Below are 21,460 nucleotides of genomic sequence, written 5' to 3'. Positions count from 1 at the left end.
AACTGTTCATGTTCCGTGGTCTGGGTCAATCCGTTGATTTTCCTAGTAAACAAGTAGGGTATATCGGGGTTCGCTATTTGCCGCGCTGCGGCTATGAAGAATGATTGCTAGAGCCGCACTTCAACCGCCAGTGGCAGGTGATCTGAAAGGTGCGACCAAGGTTTGTGCCCCAGAATCCGCGGCCCATGGCTTTCGGCATTGCGCAGGTAGATGCGGTCCAGGCGCAGCAGCGGCAGGCGGGCAGGGTAGGTGCGGGCAAGGTGGCCGTGGTGGCTTTCGAAGGCCTCGTGCAAGTCACTCTGCAAACCGAGCGTACGGTTGCCGTGAGCCTTCCAGTCGTTGAAGTCACCGGCAATGATCACCGGGGCATCGGGGGGGAGGGAATCGAGCAGTTTGCGCAGCAGTTGCAGCTGTTGCTGGCGGTGGCTTTCCAGCAGTGACAGGTGCACACACACCGCATGCACCGGACCTTGCCCGGGTACATCGAGAATGCAGTGCAGCAGGCCGCGGCGCTCCGGCCCGGTGATCGACACATCGAGGTTGCGGTGCTCGATGATCGGGTACTTGGACAGCAGCGCGTTGCCGTGATGGCCGTCGGGGTAGACCGCGTTGCGCCCGTAGGCGAAATCGCTCCACATGCTGTCGGCAAGAAATTCGTACTGCGAGGTCTGCGGCCAGCCGGGGTAGCGTGCGGCGTGGCGGTCGTGGCTGCCGAGCACCTCCTGGAGGAAGACGATGTCGGCCTGGGTACTGCGCACCGCCTCGCGCAGCTCCGGCAGGATGAAGCGCCGGTTGAAGGCGGTGAAGCCCTTGTGGGTATTCACCGTCAGTACCCGCAGCCGCTCCACGGCCGGGGCCTGGTTGACGCTGGCGAAACCTTTACTGCCGGCTTCGGGGTCCACAAATCCTCCTCGATCGCAGGTGCTTGTGCGTTATATCTACTGGCCCTATCGCCGGCAAGCCGGCTCCCACAAGTACAGCGCAGGCCTATCAGCCGGTGGAGATCCTGTGGGAGCTGGCTTGCCGGCGATAGGGCCAGTACAGCTAACCAATACCTGATGGGACAAACACGGTCATCCCAGGGTTCACTCTTCGTCCCGCTGCAACACCATCAGCAACATCGACCGCCCCTTCACCTCGAAGGTACTGTCGAACTGCAGGTGCTGACCCTTGCGCAGCTCCGGCCGGTCGGTATCCACCAGGCAACTCCAGTAATCGCCTGCAGGCACGCTTGGCAACTTGAACGGCACGATGTCGTGGTGCGCGTTGACGATCAGCAGTACCGTGGCCTCGGCGCCCGGACGGGCGATACCGCTTTCCTGCGCGCGGCCGTCGATCAGCATGCCCAGGCAGCGCCCATGGGGGTCTTCCCATTGCTCCACGCTCATTTCGTTACCGTCGGGCGCCAGCCAGGTCACGTCCTTGACCCCTATCGCCTCATTGTAGTCGCCCACCAAAAAGCGCGAACGGCGCAGCACCGGGTAGGTCAGGCGCAGGCGGGTCAGGCGCTTGACGAACTTCAGCAGCTCCTGGCCTTCGTCGTCGAGCTCCCAGTTCACCCAGCCAATTTCGCTGTCCTGGCAATAGGCATTGTTGTTGCCATGCTGGGTGCGGCTGAACTCGTCACCGGCAACGATCATCGGGGTACCCTGGGCAAACAACAGCGTAGCGAAGTAGTTGCGCATCTGCCGCATGCGCAGGGCATTGATCCCGGGGTCCTCGGTCGGGCCTTCAACGCCGCAGTTCCACGACAGGTTGTTATCGGTACCGTCCTGGTTGTTCTCGTCATTGTCCTCGTTGTGCTTGTCGTTGTACGAAACCAGGTCGCGCAAGGTAAAGCCGTCGTGGGCCGTAATGAAGTTCACCGACGAGTAGGGCCGCCGGCCGCGGTTGTTGAACATATCGCCCGAGGCCGTCATGCGCGCAGCAAAGTCGGCCAGCTGGCCTTCGTCGCCTTTCCAGAATGCCCGCATCGTGTCTCGGAAACGGTCGTTCCACTCCGCCCAGCCTGGCGCGAAATTGCCGACCTGATAGCCGCCGGGGCCACAGTCCCAAGGCTCGGCGATCAGCTTGACCTGACGCAGCAGCGGGTCTTGCCGGCAGGCAACCAGGAAGCTGTGCCGCTCGCTGTAGCCTTCGTGGTAGCGCCCAAGAATGGTCGCCAGGTCGAAGCGGAAGCCGTCCACATGCATTTCCCCGGCCCAGTAGCGCAGCGAGTCGGTGACCAGTTGCAGGACGCAGGGGTGGCTGAGGTCGAGCGTGTTGCCAGTGCCTGAATCGTTGATGTAGTAGCGTTTTTCATCGGGCATCAGGCGGTAGTACGAGGCGTTGTCGATGCCGCGCATGGACAGCGTCGGGCCGCGCTCGTTGCCCTCGGCGGTGTGGTTGTAGACCACGTCAAGGATCACCTCCAGGCCCGCATCGTGCAGGTGCGCGACCATTTCCTTGAACTCGGCGATCTTGCCACTGGCCAGGTAGCGCGGGTGTGGGGCAAAGAACGCAATGCTGTTGTAGCCCCAGTAGTTATTCAAACCTTTGTCCAGCAGGTGCTGGTCGTTGACGAAGGCGTGGATCGGCAACAGCTCGATGCTGGACACGCCAAGGTCCTTGATGTGTTTGAGCAACTCGTCATTGGCCAGGCCGGCGAAGGTACCGCGCAGGTTCTCCGGTACGGCCGGGTGGCGCATGCTGATGCCCCGGGCATGGGCCTCGTAGATGATGGTCTGCTCCCATGGTATCTGTACCCGCTCATCGCGGCCCCAGGTGAACGCCGGGTCGATTACTTTGCACTTGGGCACAAACGGCGCGCTGTCGCGCTCGTCGAACGAAAGGTCGCCGTCGGGGTGGCCGATGGTGTAGCCAAACAAGGCTTCGGACCACTTCAGCTCGCCCACCAGTTGTTTGGCATAGGGGTCGATCAGCAATTTGTTGGGGTTGAAGCGGTGGCCGTTTTCCGGCTCGTACGGGCCGTATACGCGGTAGCCGTAAATCAGCCCGGGGTGCGCGTCCGGCAAGTAGCCGTGGTAGATCTCATCGGTGTATTCCGGCAGCTCGATGCGTTCCAGTTCCTTTTCACCGCTTGGGTCGAACAGGCACAGCTCGACCTTGGTGGCATTGGCCGAAAACAGGGCGAAGTTCACGCCCAGGCCGTCCCAGGTGGCGCCGAGGGGAAAGGGCAGGCCTTCGCGAATGCGCGATGGTGCTACAGAACGGGTTTTCTTTGGGGTGCGCGGGCTCATGACGATCCTCGAATGGCCGGGTGCAGGGAATGGAAATGGCGCTTGCATGTGCCGGCCTCTTCGCGGGTGAACCCGCTCCTACAAGCACGCACAGGCGCTAGGCTGACGCTTGGCCTGTAGGCGCGGGTTCACCCGCGAAAGGGCCCAGGCAGGCTCATCCAGCAGTAGGCTTCTTCACCGCCCGTGGCTTTTTCGCAGCAGCTGGCTTAACGCCCGGCAGTGCAGCCACCTTGGGCTCGGCTGGCGCTTTCGGCGCGGCTGCGGTTTTCGGCGCAGGCGCGGCTTTGGGCTTGGCCGCTGCCTTGGCCTTGCCTGCGGGCTTGGACTTGGCCTCTGGCGCCAGAGCCTCAGCCTCGGCTAGCTTGCGCGCCATGTCCCAATGGCGCTCTTCTTCACCCTCCGGCTTACCCTCCGACTCCCAGATCTGGTAGGCAAATTCGCGTACTCGTTTTTCATCGACACTCATCACGACGCTCCTGAATGCTAGGCATGTTCGATCAACAGGTTGACTGGGAACTCCGACAACACGGTGCTCAACATCAACTCTCTAACAGGGCTGACAACGGCCCCGCCAAAAAGTCCAGTCGAAGTGGCAGGCGACAAGGCAAACGGCAGGCTTACGCGGGTATCGTCCCAGTTCTGCGCCGGGATCAGGGGTGTCGCTGCGGTACCCAGCAGGGTACTGGCCAGGCGTGGCGCAATAATGACGGCACGCTCGCTGTCGCCCAGGCGGGCAAACGCCACAACCTTATCTGCGTGGCGACCCTGTACGCTCAGCGGCAGGTAAGCGCCGCGGCGGAACAGCTCGGCATGCGCCTGGCGGCAATCCAGCACGCGGGCGATCAAGGCTTGCTTGATGCGGCCGTCCGGCCAGTGAGCCAACAGCTCGGCCAGTGGCGTGGCGTCATCCAGCGTCCTTCGCCTGCAAGCGTAGTCGACAGCGCGGCGGTTGTCCGGGTCGACCAAGCTGAAGTCCCAGTATTCGTTACCCTGATACAAATCGGGCACCCCGGGCACGGTCATCCGCAGCAAGGCCTGCACCAGCCCGTTCAGTGCGCCAGGGCAGGCCAGCAGGTGCGCTGCCTCGCCTACCGACTTGCGCAGTTGCAGGTTTTCAGGGGCCAGCAGCAAGCCGCTCAGGTAGCTGGCACAGGACCTTTCATAAGCCTCGTTGGGCGCATTCCAGCTGCTGCGCAGCTTGGCTTCGCGCAGGGCCTTCTGTTGCCATTGTCCCAGCCGATCGGCGTACTGGCGCAAGCCCTGTTCATCGTGCACGTCCAACCCCAGTGGCCAGCTGCCCAGCAGCGTCTGCAACAGCATCAGTTCGTCGCCCGGGCTGGGCGCCTGGCCATCATCCAGATGCTCGCGCAGCGGTTCGGCCAGTTCGCGCCAGTGCTCCATGCGGCTGGCCAGCCACGGGCCGCGCTCACTGAGCACGGCCAGGCGCGCGCGCGTGTCTTCGCCACGCTTGTGGTCATGGGTAGCGGTGGCCAGCAAGTTGTCCGGGAAGTCACGCGCGCGCCGCTGCGCTTCGTTGTGGAACGCTTCCAGCGGGGCGCTGAAGCGCTCGGCCTCGAAGCCGACGTCATTGCGTGACAGCAAGCGGGCGCTGCGGTAGAAGGCGGTGTCCTCCACGGCCTTGGCCGCGCTGGGGGCGGTTAATTGTTGGAAGCGCACGCAGGCATGGCGCAATTGTTTGCGCGCCCGACCCGGCGGCAGGTGGCGCCAGGCGCGGCCACCCAGCCACTGTTCCATTTGTGCCAACAGCGGCCAGTCGGCCTCGGCGAGGTCTTGCCGTGCGTTGGTCAACGCCTGCTGGAAGAAGCGTTCGTCCTGCGCCGGGCGGCCGCAGGCGTTGAAGTAGGTGCGGTACACCGGGTAATGCGCGACCAGCGCCTGCAGCGCCCGGCGGATCGCGCCGAGCGTCAGGTCGCGGGTCATCAGGTCGTTGCGCGCCACCTGCAGCAGCGCCTGGGCCACCGACTCGCAGTCACCGGCCAGGCTGGCGTTGAGCACCAGATGCCGAGCCAGGCGCACTTCCTCGGGGAAGTCCGGGCGTTCGCTGATAGCGCCCCACAGCTCGGTGAGTGGCGCTTCACCGGCCGGGTCGTGCTGCAGCAGCGATACCTGGTTCATGAACTCGTAGCCGGTGGTGCCATCGGTCAGCCAGTCACGGTGCAGGTGCTCGTTGGCGCCGAGGATCTTTTCCACGTAGATCGGGAAGTGCTCCAGCGCAGTATTCAGCGGGCGCCGTGCCAACAGGCTGTCGACCCGACGATGCAGTTTGCGGCAGTAGCCGCGCGGGTCGGCCAGGCCATCGATATGGTCGATGCGCAGGCCATCCACCAGGCCACGTTCGATCAGCTCGAACAGCTTGGCATGGGTGGCTTCGAACACCACCGAACGTTCCACCCGCAGGCCACCCAGTTCATTGATATCGAAGAAGCGCCGCCAGTTGATATCGTCGGCGGCGGTACGCCAACTTGCCAAGCGGTAGGTTTGACGCTCCAGCAGCAAATGCAGGCGCTTGAAGCCGCTCTCGCTGCGGCTGTCGAAGGCCAGCAGGGCCGATTCGAGGTCGCCGCCTTCGCGCACCAGGCGGGCCAGTTCGGCGTGCAGTGGCGACGCGTCGGCCAGCGGCGAGGCTGAAGTGTTCAACGCGGTGAAATGTTCGGCCAGGGCCTGCAGGGCAGGTTCGGGGCTCAGGGCGAGTACCCAGCCGTAGTCGCCCGGGCAAATCGGGAAGCGGTGCTCGTAATGCGCCACCTGCAGCACGCCGTGTTGCGGGTCGAACTGCAGCGGCAGCTCGCCGTTTTTCAGGGCCACGCCGTAATCGCTACCGAGGAACGGCAGCAGCAACTGGCCCGCCAGCAGCGGGTCGCTGGAATGCCACTGAATATCGAAAAACTCCGCATAGGGGCTGCGCCGGCCCCAGGCCAGCAGGCTCTGCCACCACGGGTTGTCGGCGCCGCCCACGGCCATATGGTTGGAGACAGTATCGAGGATCAGCCCCATTCCGTGCTGGCGCAAGGCGGCGACCAGCCGTTCCAGTGCAGCCTCGCCGCCGAGTTCCGGGTTGACCTGGGTCGGGTCGACCACGTCGTAGCCATGCCGTGAACCGGCGCGGGCCTTGAGGATCGGCGAGGCATACAGGTGGCTGATGCCCAGCTGGGCAAAGTAAGGTACCAGCGGTACAGCCTGATCAAGGGTGAAGTCGCTGTGAAATTGCAGGCGCAGGGTAGAGGTCAGCGGTTTCATCGGTCACGCTCCCACGCTTGCTCGCGGGCCTGGGCCAGCACTTCCAGCCGGCGCGCGGCATCCGCGTCATCCAGCAGCTCGCGCACCGGCTGGGCAAAGCGCCGGCGCCAGTTGGGGTGGCCTTCAGTGGTGCCTGGCAGGTTGGGTTGTTCGTCCAGGCCAAGCAGGTCTTCCAGCGGGACCAGCACCAGCGGAGCGCGGGTGTGGCCTACATAGCGAATGGCGGCGTCAATCACGTCGTCGTTGTCCTTGAGAGCGCCATAGTTGGCGGCAAGTGTGCGGCGCAGGCCGGCATGTTCTTTTTGCCGGTCATGGCGCCAATGCAGTTCGGTGGCCGCGTCGATCAGTTGCAGGCGGTGGCTCCAGTCAATGTCGCGGTTTTCAAGCCAGCCGGCCAACGGCGCCAGGTCGTGGGTGCCGGTGGTGGCGAGGGCGTCGTCCGGCCAGTCCAGGATTGGCGTGAAATTGCCGGGTGACGCCTGCTCGAAGGGCAATACCCGCATGCCCAGCACATTTTTTTTGCCCAGGGCCTCACGCAAGCCTTCTGGTACGGTGCCCAGGTCCTCGCCGAGGATGATCGCGCCATGGCGTACCGACTCCAGCGCCAGCAGGCGCAGCAAGTCCTCCAGCGGGTAATACAGGTAGGCGCCTTCGCTGGGCTTGGCGCCCCGCGGGATCAGCCACAAGCGGCGCAGGCCCATCACATGGTCGATGCGCAGGCCGCCGGCGTGCGCCAGGTTGGCTCGCAGCATTTCGATGAAGGCGCGGTAACCATTGCGCTTGAGGCCTTCCGGCGAAAAACCGCAAATACCCCAGTCCTGGCCCGAGCGGTTGAGTATGTCGGGAGGAGCGCCTACGGTGAGGTTGGCCAGCAATTCATCCTGGCGGCTCCAGGCTTGGCTCCCGGCACCGTCGGCGCCCACTGCCAGGTCGGCGATCAGGCCTACCGCCATGCCACTGCCGTGCGCCGCCTCCTGGGCGCGTTGCAGGCTGCGTTCGGTCAGCCACTGGCAGAAGGCATGAAACTCCACACGCGCCGGGTAGCTGGCGGCGATGCTCTGCACTTCACCATGGTAGGGGTCGCGCCATGCCTCAGGCCAGCTGCGCCAGTCGGCGCCCAAGCCCCGATCGACCGCTTCAGCTTGCAAAACCTCAAAGCGGCAATGGTGCTCCAGTGCCTCGCCGGCGGCCTCGCGGAAACTCTCGAAGTCGCTGCGCAGCGGGTGCTCGCCCTGGCTGAAATCCTTGTACAGCGCCTGCAACAGTCGCTGACGGGCTTCGGCGGCGCGCGGCCAGTCCACCAGCGGCTCCTGCTCTAGCGCTTCCAATACCTGTTCCAGGCCGCAAGCCTCAACCGCCATGCGCACTGCGCGCTCACCGAGGATGGCAGCGGGGCTGGCGTACAGGGTATTGAGCAGCAGCCTGCTCGAGGGTGAATACGGGCTGTAGTGCTGCTGGTCGTAGGCCGAGAGCGCATGGATCGGGCTGATGGCCAGCGCATCGGCCCCACGTTCGGCGGCAGCACGGGCCAGCCCTTCAAGGGCCAGGCAGTCGCCATAGCCGCCATCGCCCGGTCGCCTCAGGCTGTAAAGCTGCGCAGCAATCCCCCAGCAACGTGCCGGTGCCTCGCTGACCAGGTCGTGCAGCGCCACGCAGCCAGCCGGTGCCACGGCCAGGGTGAATTCATGGTCTTGCACCTGCAGTCGGTGGTAGCCGACCGGCAACTGGCCTGGCAATCGTCCTTGCGCGTCCAGTTGCAGCTGCATCTGCGCGCCGTCTTCCAGCTGGCAGTCCACCCGGGCATGGCCTGCGAAGTAGTGACCGAGGGCAAGCGGCTGGCCTGCGTCCGCCGTCAGCAAAGGTGGAACATGCAGGGCGTCATCACTGTGCGCGAGGCTGGTCAGGCTATCGCGGACCTGGGCATCGTCCTCGGCAGCATGGCCGAGCGCCTGCAGCACCTGGCGCAGCACCTCATCGCTGACCTGCTGTGGCCGATTGTTGGCGTCGATCCAGTCGCGCGCCAACCCGGCCCGCTCGGCAAGCTGGTGTAGCAGGGCTTCGCTCATGGCGCCTCCTGGCGGGTGGGCAGCAAGCTGACCACGCAGCTATAGGGAGAAAGGGTCGAGTCGGGGTGGGCGTTGTCGCTGCTGTCGAACAGCCGCAGCGCCGGGTCAGGCAAGGCAACGGGCTGCGCCTGGTCGGCCAGGTTGAGGTCGATGCGCAGGGTGCTGCCATCGCCGAGGCGCCAGCGAGCGCTTAGCGCCTTGTCGCCGAGTACCTCGGCCCCCAGTGCGCGACTGCCGGGCAAGCGCGGGACCAACTGCTTGTGCCTGATTGCCAGCAGTTGTTGATACAGCCCGTGCCAGCCGGCCAGCACATCGTGCCCGTCCGGCCGGGAGGTGTCGAAAGTTTGCCGGGCGTTGGGGTCGGGTATGCGTTCGCGCTGGTCGGGGTCGGCAAACGCCGCGAAATGGGCGAACTCCCCTCGGCGGCCTTCGCGAACCGCATCGGCCAGTTCGTCATGGAAATCGGTAAAGAACAGGAACGGCGCGCGGCTGCCGTCGTCATCGCCCATGAACAGCAGTGGAATCATCGGGCTGAGTAACAGCAACCCGGTGGCTGCACGCAGTGCTGCGGGTGGGCACAGCCGAGACAGGCGTTCGCCAAGCGCCCGGTTACCGATCTGGTCATGGTTCTGCAGAAACAGTACGAACGCGCTGGGCGCAAGGTGCCCGCTGGGCTCGCCGCGAGGTTGGCCGTGTCGGTTGGCTTCGCCCTGGAACACGAAGCCTTCACCCAGGCAGCGGGCCAATTTGTCGATCGGCTTGTGCTTGTAGTCTTCGTAGTAGCCTTCGGTTTCGCCGGTCAGCAGCACGTGCAAGGCATTGTGGCCGTCATCGTTCCATTGGGCATCGAAGCCCTGTTCCAGCAAGAACGCCTGGTTGTGTTCGTTTTCCAGCACCAGCCACACCTGCCGGCCAGGTTCGACTGCGGCACGCACGCGTTGCGCCAGCTCGACCAGGAAATCGGGCTGGTCGATGGCGTGCACCGCGTCCAGGCGCAGGCCATCGAAGCGGTAGTCGCACACCCACATCAAGGCGTTCTGGATGAAGTATTCGCGAACCTCCGGGCGGCGGAAATCAATGGCCGCGCCCCAGGGCGTCTGGCGGTCTTCGCGGAAAAACGGGCTGGCGTACTGATGAAGGAAATTGCCGTCCGGGCCGAAGTGGTTGTATACCACGTCGAGCATCACCATCAGGCCACGGCCGTGGGCCTGGTCAATCAGGCTGCACAGTTGGTGTGGGCTGCCATAGGTATGCTGTGCAGCGAACGGCAGCACCCCGTCATAGCCCCAGTTGCGTTCGCCGGGGAACTGGCCGACCGGCATCAGCTCGATAGCGGTCACGCCGGTGCCGGATAGCCGCGACAACTGGTCGGCCACACCTTGGTAGCCACCTAGCACGCCAACGTGCATTTCCTGAATCACCGCCTCGTGCCAAGGTCGCCCCTGCCAGGGGTGCTGCCAGTGGTAGCCGGCAACATCCACGATTTGGCTCGGCCCGTGCACCCCTTCAGGTTGATAGCGCGACGCGGGGTCTGCCACCTGAAGCTGTCCGTCGATGCGGTAGTGGTAGTTGTCGCCTGCCTGCGCCGGGGCGATCCCGGTGAACCAGCCGTCTTTCTCCGGCAGCAGCTCGATGGCGGGCTGCTGCTCCAGTACCACGCTCACGCTGCGCGCATCCGGTGCCCAGAGGGCGAAGCGCGCCGACGTGGCGTCTATCAAATGTGCGCCATGCCTGTGCATCTTCGACCTCGCGTTCAGTAATGGGCCAGATGAGCCTGCTTCACCAGGTCCTCGTACAGGCGTGCATAGGGTTCCACTGCCTGGCACCAGTTGAATGGCTGGGTCATCGACAGGCAACGCATGGCGTTGAGCAGGTCCTTTTTCTGGTAGATGTAGAAGGCACGGCTCAGGGCTTCGCGGTAACTTTCGACGGTCGATTCATCGAACAGGAAGCCGGTAACACCGTTTTCGATGGTGTCGGCAAGCCCGCCGGTGTTACGCGCCACCGGCAGTGAGCCGAAGCGCTGGGCGTACATCTGGCTCAGCCCGCACGGCTCGTAGCGCGATGGCATCAGCAGGAAATCGCTGCCGGCGAACATGCGCCGAGCGTCAGTTTCGTTGAAGCCGATGCGCACGCCAATGCGGCCAGGGTAGCGCAGCGCCAGGTCGCGCATGGCCTGTTCTTCTTCCGGTTCGCCACGGCCAATGATGGCGATCTGGCCGCCTTGCTCGACAATGTAGTCGGCTACGCCAAGCGTCAGGTCCAGGCCTTTCTGGTAAACCAGGCGCGACACCACGGCAAGCAGCGGCCCTTCGCTTGGCTCGAGCTTGAACAGCTCGCGGACTTCGCTGGCGTTACGCGCCTTGCCTTCCCAGTCATTGATGCTGAAGTTGTGCTGCAGGTGTTTGTCGGTGGCCGAGTCCCAGCTTTCGTCGATGCCGTTGGGAATGCCGCCGAGCAGGCCTTGCTGAGCCTTGCTGGCCAGGAAACCGTCAAGGCCGCAACCGAATTCGGGGGTGGTGATTTCCTGGGCATAGGTGGCGCTGACGGTGGTGATGTGGCTGGAATAGGCAAGGCCGGCCTTGAGGAACGACAGTTTGCCGTAGAACTCCATGCCTTCCTGCTGCATGGCATGGTCCGGGATCGCCAGCTCTGGGCTGCAGCCGCGGCTGTACACCCCCTGGTAGGCCAGGTTGTGGATGGTGAACAGGGTCGGCGTACTCAGCCCGCGCCAGTGCATGTAGGCAGGCGCCAACCCGGCAGGCCAGTCATGGGCGTGCACCAGTTCAGGCTTCCAGTGAATCATGCCCTCACCGGCGGCGATTTCCGCAGCAGCGAGGCCCAGGCGGGCGAAGCGAATGTGGTTGTCGGGCCAGTCGCGGCCGTTGTCGGCGGCATAGGGGGTGCCGGGACGCTGATACAACTCGGGGCAGATCAGCACATAGATGACCAGGCCATCGGGCAAGTCCATGCGGCCGATCTTGCACGGTGGCAACGCAGCGTGCCCACCCAGCTCGCCAACGATGTGAATGGGGTTGTCGCTTTCCACCACCTGCGGGTAGCCCGGTATCAGCACGCGAACATCGTGCAAGTGCGCCAAGGCGCGGGGCAGGGCGGCAGACACGTCGCCCAGGCCGCCGGTTTTGACCAGGTCGGCGATTTCCGAGGTGACGAACAGGATCTTGCGCTTGTTGGGGTTGTGCTGGCGCTGCGCGCCGGGTGCCTTGCCTGCCGGGGCGAAATCCGGGGTAACCGGCTCGCGGGTGTCCGAGGTGAAGGTGTTAACGTGAGGCTCGACAGCGGCACTGATCATACTTCTCTCCGTCCCTATGCTTGCTTGGCCGGGTGCTGGCACCCGTGGCTCTATCTCGTGTGAGTTCTCTCTACTGCTGAATGTTGCTTAGTGCATTCCATGCCCCTGAGTCGTGCGCACAGGCACAGCGCGTTCGGCATTCCGGCCAAAGGCGATTGGACTGGTTGGGGTGGGTGGGCCTGGCAAAGGTCTGTCCCTTGCGTTTGGCCTACTTAGTTCCTGACCTGCCCGCTTTCCTGAAAGTTCGACTTATTTTCGTCACTCTTCCGATGAGCAAATGGCGGGCCGAAAACCGAGTGTAGGAGAGAAAGAGATAAAAAGGTGACCCACTGGTCACAATTGTTATGGCGCGGAATAGACGCAAACGTTGGCGTCTGTGACCGGATGTAAAAAGGCTTGGCGAGGGTGTTTTGCAGGTGCGCCAAAATGAGGCTGGAGAGAATTTGTGCACCCTATTGATGCGTGAGGGAGGGGTTTGCTTCTTCGCGGGCTCGCCCGCTCCCATAGAACAAACTCTAACTTATTGATTTGGTGAAACTTGTGGGAGCGGGCTTGTCCCGCGAACACCGGCAAAGCCGGTGCCAGACACCGCGTTGCCTGCTTCGCGGGACAAGCCCGCTCCCACAATGGCCATTGTTCTCTGCGAGACAGCGCAGCCCGCAAGGGCTGGGTAATCTCCCACAGGAACGGAGTAGGCCTCAGATGCGACACGGACGTTGTAGGAGCGGGTTCACCCGCGAATACGCCGGGCCTGAAAAAGCAGAACCAGAACATGAGCAAGGCGGGAGCCTTACAACTCCCACCGGGAAGGAAAAATCAGACGCCGAAAGCTTTCTCGCCATCACGCTGTTGCGCCAGCAACAGGTTCAACTGCGCAACCTGCTGACGCAGTTGGTCACGTTCGTCCTTCAGTTTACGCAGCTCATCACGGCGCACGGAGACATAGAGGGTCTGGGTTGGAGTTGCAGGCATCAAGGTACCCATAAGCACACCTCGCGGTATTGGCTGGTGACAAGTCAAAGCGTAGACGCTTCACGCGGGGCGCATTTTGAATTCTTTCACAGGCCTTGGGAACTTTTTTGTTTATCGTGGTCTTGCCGTTCGTCGCTGAACCCTCGGCCGGCATGCTGGACTAATCTGAAAAGCTGCACTGTGTTGTCATCCATTTCGAAAGGGGAGCATTGGCTCATGCAACTGGGAATCGTCGGGCTGGGCCGCATGGGCGGCAATATCGCAAGGCGCCTGATGCGCGCCGGCCATCGCACCGTGGTGCACGACCGCAACCGCGAGGCCATTACCGGCCTGGAAGGCGAGGGCGCCCAAGGCGCGCATGACCTCGGTGCATTGATTCAAAAGCTCAAAGCACCCCGCGCGGTGTGGGTGATGCTGCCGGCCGGTGAGGCCACCGAGCAGACCATCGCCCAGTTGGCCGAACTGCTGGAGCCGGGCGATGCGATCATCGACGGGGGCAACACCTTCTACAAGGACGACATGCGCCGTGCCGCCGACCTGGCCAAGCGCGGCCTGCACTACCTGGACGTTGGCACCTCCGGCGGCGTGTGGGGCCTGGACCGTGGCTACTGCATGATGATTGGTGGCGAAAAAGACGTGTTCGAACGCCTGGAGCCGCTGTTCAAGGCGCTGGCCCCCGGCGTGGGCGACATTCCGCGTACCCACGGGCTTAGCGGCGAGCACCAACGCGCCGAACATGGCTACATCCATGCCGGCCCGCCCGGTGCCGGGCACTACGTGAAAATGGTCCACAACGGCATCGAATACGGCCTGATGCAGGCCTACGCCGAAGGTTTCGACCTGCTGCGCAGCAAGGGCGGCAACGAGCTGCCGGAAGACCAGCGCTTCGACCTCAACGTGGCTGAAATTGCCGAAGTGTGGCGGCGTGGCAGTGTGGTTACCTCGTGGCTGCTCGACCTTACCGCCGACGCGCTGGCGGCCGACCCGCAGCTGACGCAGTTCAGCGGCTCGGTGTCCGACAGTGGCGAAGGCCGCTGGACCATCGACGCCGCCGTCGAGCAGGCGGTGCCGGTGCCGGTACTGTCCAGCGCACTGTTCGCGCGCTTCCGCTCGCGCCAGCAGCAAGGCACCTACGGTGACAAGATTCTCTCGGCCATGCGCCTGGGCTTTGGTGGCCATGTCGAGAAGAAAGCCGAATGAGTAAACAGACCATTCCTGCTGCCCCGCCGTGTACCCTGTTCCTGTTCGGCGCCAATGGCGACCTGGTCAAGCGCCTGCTGATGCCGGCGCTGTACAACCTCAGCCGTGACGGTTTGCTCGACCGTAACCTGCGGATCGTCGGCGTCGATCACAACCCGGCCAGTGCCGAGGATTTTGCCGAGCGCCTGCACGCGTTCATGGCCGAACGCGACAAGGGCGGCGAGGGCGCTGCCAAGTGCCTGGATGAAAAGCTATGGGCGCGCCTGGCCAAGCGCCTGGATTACCAGACTGGCGATTTCCTCGACCCGGCTACCTATGCAGCCATCGCCAAGCGCATCGACAAGACCAGCCATGGCAATGCCATCTTCTATCTGGCCACCTCACCGCGCTTCTTCCCGGAAGTGGCCCAGCGCCTGGGTGAAGCCGGCTTGCTGGACGAGTCCGCCGGCGGCTTTCGCCGGGTAGTGGTCGAAAAACCCTTCGGCACCGACCTGGCCAGCGCCGAGGCGCTCAACGCCTGCCTGCTGAAGGTGATGGGCGAGCGGCAGATCTACCGCATCGACCATTACCTGGGCAAGGAAACGGTGCAGAACATTCTGGTCAGCCGCTTCTCCAACGGGCTGTTCGAATCGTTCTGGAACAACCACTACATCGATCATGTGCAGATCACCGCTGCGGAAACCGTGGGCGTCGAGACCCGTGGCGGGTTCTACGACGGTACCGGCGCCCTGCGCGACATGGTGCCTAACCACTTGTTCCAGTTGCTGGCGATGGTGGCCATGGAGCCACCGGCGGCATTTGGTGCCGATGCCGTGCGGGGCGAAAAGGCCAAGGTAGTTGGCGCCATCCGCCCCTGGTCGGCCAAGATGGCCCTGAAAAACTCGGTGCGTGGCCAGTACAGCGCCGGCAAGCAGGGGCGCAAGCAGCTGCCGGGCTACCGCCAGGAGGCCAACGTCGCGGCGGACAGCCAGACTGAGACCTACGTGGCGCTGAAGGTGATGATCGACAACTGGCGCTGGGCCGGCGTGCCGTTCTACCTGCGTACCGGCAAGCGCATGAGCGTGCGCGACACCGAAATTGCCATCTGCTTCAAGCCCGCGCCGTATGCGCAGTTCCGCGAGTCGGAGCTGGAGCGGCCCAAGCCCAATTACCTGAAAATCCAGATCCAGCCCAACGAAGGCATGTGGTTCGACCTGCAGGCCAAGCGGCCCGGGCCGGAGCTGGTGATGGAGAATGTCGAGTTGGGCTTTGCCTACAAGGACTTCTTCAAGATGACCCCGGCGACTGGCTACGAGACGCTGATCTACGACTGCCTGACCGGTGACCAGACCCTGTTCCAGCGGGCTGACAACATCGAGAACGGCTGGCGTGCGGTGCAGCCGTTCCTTGATGCCTGGGCCCAGGGTGGAGAAGTGCATGAGTACCCGGCCGGTGAAGACGGGCCCGAGGCTGGCAACGAACTGCTGACCCGGGACAAGCGCGAGTGGCACCGGTTGGGGTGAGAGGTTTGTAAGCCTGTACCGGCCCTTTCGCGGCTAAACCCGCTCCTACAGGTGTTGGAGATCCCTGTAGGAGCGGGTTTAGCCGCGAAAGGGCCCGCCCAGGCAACCACACAAAGGAGACCCAATGCCCGCCCACATAGAAGACTACGCCCTGCTCGGCAACTGCCGCAGCGCCGCCTTGGTCGGCCGCGACGGCTCCCTCGACTGGCTGTGCCTGCCACGCTTCGACGCCCCCGCAGTTTTCGCTGCCCTGCTGGGTAACGAAGAAAACGGCCGCTGGCGCCTGGCCCCCTGCGACCCGGTCGAGCACTGCAGCCGCCAGTACCTAAGCGATACCCTGGTACTGGAAACCACCTGGGTTACCGCCACTGGCCGCGCCCGGGTGCTCGACTTCATGCCACTGGGCGAAGTCAACTCAGTGGTCCGCATCATCGAGGGCCTCGCTGGCGAAACCAATTTCGAAATGGACCTGGTCATGCGCTTCGATTACGGCCGCAGCGTGCCGTGGGTTGAACGCCTGGAGCCGCTGACTCTCAGCGCCGTGGCCGGCCCCGACCGGCTGATCCTCAGCAGCACGGTGGCCCTGCATGCCCGCGACCACCACAGCGTCGCGCGCTTTCGCGTCGCTGCTGGCCAGCGCCGGGTGTTCAGCCTGCGCCATCAGCCCTCGCACCTGCCAGTTCAGCCTGACAGTGATGTGGACGGCGCCTTGGCAAGCACCATCGACCAATGGCAAGCATTCGCGGCGCGCTGCCCCGAGGTTGGCCCGTACACGGCCTTGGTGCGTCGCTCGCTGCTTACCCTCAAGGCCATGACCTACGCCCCCACCGGGGGCATCGTCGCCGCCGTCACCACCTCGCTGCCCGAGCGTGTCGGTGGCGAACGCAACTGGGATTACCGCTTCTGCTGGCTGCGCGACGCCACCATGACCCTGCTGGCGTTCATGAACCTGGGCTACTTCGACGAAGCCCAGGCCTGGCGCGAATGGCTACTGCGCTCGGTGGCCGGCAACCCTGAACAGATGCAGATCATGTACGGCCTGGCCGGCGAGCGTGACCTGCAGGAATACACCCTGCCATGGTTGGCCGGTTACGAGCACTCGCAGCCGGTGCGGGTGGGCAATGCCGCGTCGGCGCAGACGCAGCTGGACATTTACGGCGAACTGGCCGACGCCATGGCCCAGGCGATCAAGGGCGGCTTGCCGCGCCACCCGCGCAGCGCAGCCATTTCCCGTTTGATCCTGCCCTACGTCGAGCGCATCTGGCGTGAGCCGGATGAAGGTATCTGGGAAGTGCGCGGCGGCCGCCAGCAGTTCGTGCATTCCAAGGTCATGGCCTGGGTGGCGTTCGACCGTGCCGCCGGGCTGGCCGACACCACCGAAGAAGGCCGCGAGCAGGGGCAGCACTATCGCCAGGTGGCTGACGAGATCCGCCGCGAAGTGTGCGAACACGGCCTGGACAGCAGCGGCCAGTTCTTCGTCCAGGCCTATGGCTCGCGTGAGATGGACGCCAGCCTGTTGCAGATCGCCCTGACCGGCTTCCTGCCAGCAGAGGACCCGCGCTTTTTGCGCACGCTGGAGCAGATCGAACAGCGCCTGCTGAAAAACGGTCTGCTGCTGCGCTACGACAGCGACAGTTGCAGCGACGGCCTCACGCCGGGCGAGGGCACCTTCCTGGTCTGTTCGTTCTGGCTGGCCGACGTTTATGTGTTACTGGGGCGCCAGGAAGAAGCGCAGGCCTTGTACGAACGCCTGACCGGCCTGTGCAACGACCTCGGCCTGCTGGCCGAGCAATACGACCCGGCCGGCCAGCGCATGCTCGGCAACTACCCCCAGGCGTTCAGCCATATCGGCATCATCAATACCGCGCTGAACCTGCACCGCGCCCAGTGCCCGGTGCGCGATCGGGCGAGTTGCGGATAAGGCAAGCGCGGCCCCCTGTAGGAGCGGCCTTGTGTCGCGATCGGGCCGCGGAGCGGCCCCAAATTTTCAGCTTCGCCGCTGAACTTGCTGGGGCCGCTCTGCGGCCCGATCGCGACACAAGGCCGCTCCTACAGGGATTGCACCCGCTTCGAGCAAGCGGAGTAGACTAGCCCAAACACCATTCGGCACGGAGCACACATGGGTATTCGCGGTACAGACCGGCAGATCGACAACATCGAGTTCAATGTCAGCGACATCGCACGCAGCAAGGCCTTCTATGGCAGTGTGTTCGGTTGGGCCTTCACCGACTATGGGCCAACCTATACCGAGTTCAGCGATGGCCGCCTGACGGGCGGTTTTACCACGGGCGAGCCGGTGCGCCCGGGCGGGCCACTGGTGATCCTGTACGCCGACGACCTTGAGGCCACGCAGCAGCGGGTCGAAGCGGCGGGGGCGAAGATCAGCCGGGCGACCTTTGCTTTCCCTGGCGGGCGACGCTTCCATTTCCTCGACCCGGACGGTTATGAACTGGCGGTGTGGACGGCCCAAGCCTGATGGCCAACCACAAGATCGAAATCCGCCGGCGCAATATCGAGAAGATTCTGCAGGCGGCAGAAAAGGTGTTCGCCGAGAAAGGCTACGGTGCCACCTCGATGGGCGATATCGCCGAGCAGGCCGAGTTACCGCGTTCCAACCTGCATTACTACTTCAGCACCAAGGACGACTTGTTCCGCGCGGTGCTGCAGGACCTGCTGGATGTGTGGAAGCAGGACGCACTGTGCTTCGAGAACTTCGACGACCCGCGCGTGGTGCTGACCAGCTATATCCGGGCGAAGATGGGCCATTCGCGTTCGCGGCCGCTGGGCTCGAAGATCTGGGCCGAAGAGATGCTGCACGGGGCGCCGGTGCTGGGGGTGAGCCTGGATGAAAGCCTGGTGCCCTGGGCCAAGTTGAAGGAAACCAAGATCCGCCGTTGGGTGGAGGAAGGGCGCATCTTGCCGGTGGAGCCGTCGGCGCTGCTGTACATGATCTGGGCCTCGACCCAGCACTATGCCGACTTTGGTTATCAGGTGCAGTTGCTCAACGGTGGTGAGGTGCTTTCGGACATGGCTTTTGAAAGTGCGGTGCAGACGGTGACCAGTGTGATCTTGCGGGGGATTGGGCTGGAGCCCTGACTGGCTTCTCCCGGTTACGCGGTCCGTGTAGGAGCGGCCTTGCGTCGCGATGGGCTGCGTAGCAGCCCCAAATTCTCAGCTTCGCAGCAGAGATTGCCGGGGCTGCTGCGCAGCCCATCGCGACGCAAGGCCGCTCCTACAGGGGACCGCGTCAAGCTGAGGGTTTAACTGGCCTCGCGATAGGGGTTGCGCGGATCCTGCGTCCAGTTCAAATAAGGCTTGCCGGTGTCCTGCGCCTGCATGTCGATACAGTTATCCACCGGGCAGGTGATCTGGCACAGGTTACAGCCCACGCATTCCTCCTCGATCACGCTGTACACATGCGTGCCATCCGCCTTCAGGGTGCTGGCAATGGCCTGGTGCGAGGTGTCCTCACAGGCAATGTGGCAGCGCCCGCAACCAATGCACGCCGCCTGGTCGATGTGCGCCACCGATTTGTAGTTGATGTCCAGGTACTTCCAGTCGGTGGTATGCCCCACCGCCTGCCCGCGGAACGCCTCGATGTTGCGGTGCCCGTGCTGGTCCATCCAGCGCGCCAGGCCGTCCTGCATGTCCTCGACTATGCGAAAGCCATGCAGCATCGCGGCTGTGCACACCTGCACCGCGCCGCTGCCCAGCGCCATGAACTCCGCCGCATCGCGCCAGTTGCCGATACCGCCAATGCCGCAAATTGGCAGGCCACGGGTTTCCGGGTCGCGGGCAATTTCCGCGACCATGTTTAGGGCAATCGGCTTTACCGCCGAGCCGCAATAACCGCCATGGGTGCTCTGGTCGCCAACGATGGGGTGGGCCACCATGCGGTCCAGGTCGACGCTGGTGATCGAGTTGATGGTGTTGATCAACGACACCGCATCAGCCCCGCCCCGATACGCGGCGCGCGCCGACTGGCGGATGTCGGTAATGTTCGGCGTCAGCTTGACGATCACCGGCAGCGAGCAATACGTCTTGCACCAGCGGGTGACCATTTCCACGTACTCCGGCACCTGGCCGACCGCCGCCCCCATGCCGCGCTCCGGCATGCCGTGCGGGCAGCCGAAGTTCAGCTCGATGCCATCGGCCCCGGTGGCTTCCACCAGCGGCAAGATGAACTTCCATGATTGCTCCTCGCACGGCACCATCAGCGACACGATCAAGGCGCGGTCAGGCCAATCCTTCTTCACTTGGGTGATTTCGCGCAGGTTGATTTCCAGCGAGCGGTCGGTGATCAGTTCGATGTTGTTGATGCCCTGTACCTGGCGGTTGGCGCCATAGTGCGCCGAGTAGCGCGACGACACGTTGACCGCCGCCGGGTCTTCGCCCAGGGTCTTCCAGACCACTCCACCCCAGCCGGCCTCGAAGGCGCGGACCACGTTGTAGGCTTTGTCGGTAGGCGGTGCGGAGGCCAGCCAGAACGGGTTGGGAGCCCTGATACCGGCGAACACGATAGACAAGTCGGCCATTTACGCTGCCTCCACGTTGAGCATGAGTTGGGCATGGATGGCTTCGGCAGCCAGCTTGCCGTGTTGCACGGCCTGGACGGTGAGGTCCTGGCCCAGCGCGGTGCAGTCGCCGCCGGCATACACACCGGGCAGGCTGGTTTGCAGGCTTGCATCGACGCGGATGCGTTCACCTTCGCGGGCCAGTTGTGCGGCCACCGGGTCGGCCAGGCTGGCATCATCGAAGCGCTGGCCGATGGCCTTGAAGATGGCGTTTGCGGCCAGCTCGAAGGTTTCGCCAGTGTCACGCAGGCGGCCGTCGGCCAGCTCGGTGCGGGCAAAGCGCATGCCGCGAACCTTGCCGGTGTCATCCAGCAGCACGGCATCGGGGCGCGCCCAGGTGTGCAGGCGTACCTGGTTGGCCTTGGCGATGTCCTGCTCGTGGCCGGTGGCGCCCATGTCGGCGTGACCACGGCGGTACACCAGGTTGACGTCGCGGGCACCCAGGCGGCTCATTTGCACGGCCATGTCGATGGCGGTATTGCCAGCGCCAATCACCAGGCAGCGGTCGGCCAGCGGCAGTTGGCTGAGGTCATCGGCCTGGCGCAGTTCGCGGATGTACTCGGTGGCGGCGAGCAGGCCGGGGGCTTCTTCATCCGGCAGGCCCAGCTGGCGCACGGCGTTCAGGCCAAGGCCGAGGAACACTGCGTCGTACTGGTCACGCAACTCGCCCAGGCTGAGGTTGCCAGCCAGGCGCTGGCCATGGCGAACCTCGATGCCGCCGATGCCGAGCAGGAATTCCACCTCACGCTGGGCATAATCGTCGACCAGCTTGTAGCGGGCGATGCCGTATTCATTGAGGCCGCCGGCTTTTTCGCTGGCCTCGAACACCACCACGTCATGCCCATGCATGGCCAGGCGGTGGGCGCAGGACAACCCGGCAGGGCCGGCGCCGACTACGGCAATGCGCTTGCCGGTAGCGGGTGAGCGCTTGAACGGGTGCTCGCTGAAGTGCGCGTTGTCCAGGGCGTAGCGCTGCAACTGGCCGATCAGCACCGGTGCGCATTCCTGCGCGTTGTTGCGCACGCAGGCTTGCTGGCAAAGGATTTCGGTGGGGCAGACGCGGGCGCAGCTGCCGCCGAGGATGTTGGCCGAGAGAATGCGTTCGGCGGCGCCTTGCAGGTTCTCGTCGCTGATGCGGTGGATGAATGACGGGATGTCGATTTCGCTGGGGCACGCGTTGACGCAGGGGGCGTCATAGCAATACAGGCAGCGTGCGCTTTCCACGGCGGCCTGGCGCGCGGTGAGGGGTGGGGCCAGGTCGCTGAAGCGCTCGGCCAACTGGTCGGCGCCGGCCCGGGGGCGCGGCAAGTGGTTCAGGGCGTCGATCACGGTTGTA

Annotated in this window: 15 protein-coding genes; 5 read left to right on the top strand and 10 right to left on the bottom strand. The window is 64.1% G+C overall.

The window, feature by feature from the left end; genetic code table 11:
- Window positions 1-107 precede the first annotated feature (107 nt).
- The 8 genes from ACI2KG_RS04465 to ACI2KG_RS04430 form a co-directional block, all read right to left on the bottom strand.
- Complete coding sequence (locus tag ACI2KG_RS04465) at window positions 108-902, bottom strand: endonuclease/exonuclease/phosphatase family protein (protein ID WP_404660946.1); 795 nt, start codon at window positions 900-902, stop codon at window positions 108-110.
- Between the two features lie 183 nt (window positions 903-1,085).
- Window positions 1,086-3,239 (bottom strand): glycogen debranching protein GlgX, encoded by a 2,154-nt coding sequence (glgX, locus tag ACI2KG_RS04460; RefSeq protein WP_404660945.1) that lies wholly within the window; start codon window positions 3,237-3,239, stop codon window positions 1,086-1,088.
- A 154-nt stretch (window positions 3,240-3,393) separates the two neighbouring features.
- The gene (locus tag ACI2KG_RS04455) at window positions 3,394-3,708 is read right to left on the bottom strand and encodes a DUF2934 domain-containing protein (protein ID WP_400620365.1); all 315 of its coding nucleotides are present in this window, start codon (window positions 3,706-3,708) and stop codon (window positions 3,394-3,396) included.
- A 14-nt stretch (window positions 3,709-3,722) separates the two neighbouring features.
- Entirely contained in the window at window positions 3,723-6,497 is a 2,775-nt protein-coding gene (locus ACI2KG_RS04450; protein ID WP_404660944.1) for a malto-oligosyltrehalose synthase, read from the bottom strand.
- The gene (gene malQ / locus ACI2KG_RS04445; RefSeq protein WP_404660943.1) at window positions 6,494-8,563 is read right to left on the bottom strand and encodes a 4-alpha-glucanotransferase; all 2,070 of its coding nucleotides are present in this window, start codon (window positions 8,561-8,563) and stop codon (window positions 6,494-6,496) included. The genes ACI2KG_RS04450 and malQ overlap by 4 nt, the downstream gene beginning before the upstream one ends.
- Complete coding sequence (treZ, locus tag ACI2KG_RS04440) at window positions 8,560-10,302, bottom strand: malto-oligosyltrehalose trehalohydrolase (protein ID WP_404660942.1); 1,743 nt, start codon at window positions 10,300-10,302, stop codon at window positions 8,560-8,562. Before treZ ends, malQ begins: the two co-directional genes overlap by 4 nt.
- 14 nt (window positions 10,303-10,316) lie before the next feature.
- Entirely contained in the window at window positions 10,317-11,876 is a 1,560-nt protein-coding gene (gene glgA, locus ACI2KG_RS04435) for a glycogen synthase GlgA (protein ID WP_404660941.1), read from the bottom strand.
- A gap of 816 nt (window positions 11,877-12,692) precedes the next feature.
- Entirely contained in the window at window positions 12,693-12,860 is a 168-nt protein-coding gene (locus ACI2KG_RS04430; RefSeq protein WP_404660940.1) for a DUF6026 family protein, read from the bottom strand.
- 204 nt (window positions 12,861-13,064) lie between these two features.
- Between ACI2KG_RS04430 and gnd the strand changes: the two genes are divergently transcribed.
- From gnd to ACI2KG_RS04405, 5 genes are all read left to right on the top strand, one after another.
- Window positions 13,065-14,048, top strand: a complete 984-nt coding sequence (gene gnd / locus ACI2KG_RS04425; RefSeq protein WP_404660939.1) for a phosphogluconate dehydrogenase (NAD(+)-dependent, decarboxylating) — start codon at window positions 13,065-13,067, stop codon at window positions 14,046-14,048.
- The gene (zwf, locus tag ACI2KG_RS04420; protein WP_404660938.1) at window positions 14,045-15,550 is read left to right on the top strand and encodes a glucose-6-phosphate dehydrogenase; all 1,506 of its coding nucleotides are present in this window, start codon (window positions 14,045-14,047) and stop codon (window positions 15,548-15,550) included. Before gnd ends, zwf begins: the two co-directional genes overlap by 4 nt.
- 124 nt (window positions 15,551-15,674) lie before the next feature.
- The gene (locus ACI2KG_RS04415) at window positions 15,675-17,471 is read left to right on the top strand and encodes a glycoside hydrolase family 15 protein (protein WP_404660937.1); all 1,797 of its coding nucleotides are present in this window, start codon (window positions 15,675-15,677) and stop codon (window positions 17,469-17,471) included.
- Window positions 17,472-17,669: 198 nt separating this feature from the next.
- On the top strand, window positions 17,670-18,026 hold the full coding sequence (locus ACI2KG_RS04410) for a VOC family protein (protein ID WP_404660936.1): 357 nt from the start codon (window positions 17,670-17,672) through the stop codon (window positions 18,024-18,026).
- Window positions 18,026-18,646, top strand: coding sequence for a TetR/AcrR family transcriptional regulator (locus ACI2KG_RS04405; protein ID WP_404660935.1), 621 nt, complete (start codon window positions 18,026-18,028; stop codon window positions 18,644-18,646). Before ACI2KG_RS04410 ends, ACI2KG_RS04405 begins: the two co-directional genes overlap by 1 nt.
- Window positions 18,647-18,810: 164 nt before the next feature.
- On the opposite strand, the gene preA is transcribed toward ACI2KG_RS04405, so the two are convergent.
- The gene (gene preA, locus ACI2KG_RS04400) at window positions 18,811-20,085 is read right to left on the bottom strand and encodes an NAD-dependent dihydropyrimidine dehydrogenase subunit PreA (protein ID WP_404660934.1); all 1,275 of its coding nucleotides are present in this window, start codon (window positions 20,083-20,085) and stop codon (window positions 18,811-18,813) included.
- On the bottom strand, window positions 20,086-21,453 hold the full coding sequence (locus ACI2KG_RS04395; protein WP_404660933.1) for an NAD(P)-dependent oxidoreductase: 1,368 nt from the start codon (window positions 21,451-21,453) through the stop codon (window positions 20,086-20,088).
- Between the last annotated feature and the right edge of the window lie 7 nt (window positions 21,454-21,460).

It is taken from the genome of Pseudomonas sp. NPDC089407 (assembly GCF_044900445.1).
Classification (GTDB): domain Bacteria; phylum Pseudomonadota; class Gammaproteobacteria; order Pseudomonadales; family Pseudomonadaceae; genus Aquipseudomonas.
The sequence above is the reverse complement of the archived record's forward strand: the minus strand, read 5'-3'. Positions and strand labels throughout refer to the sequence as shown.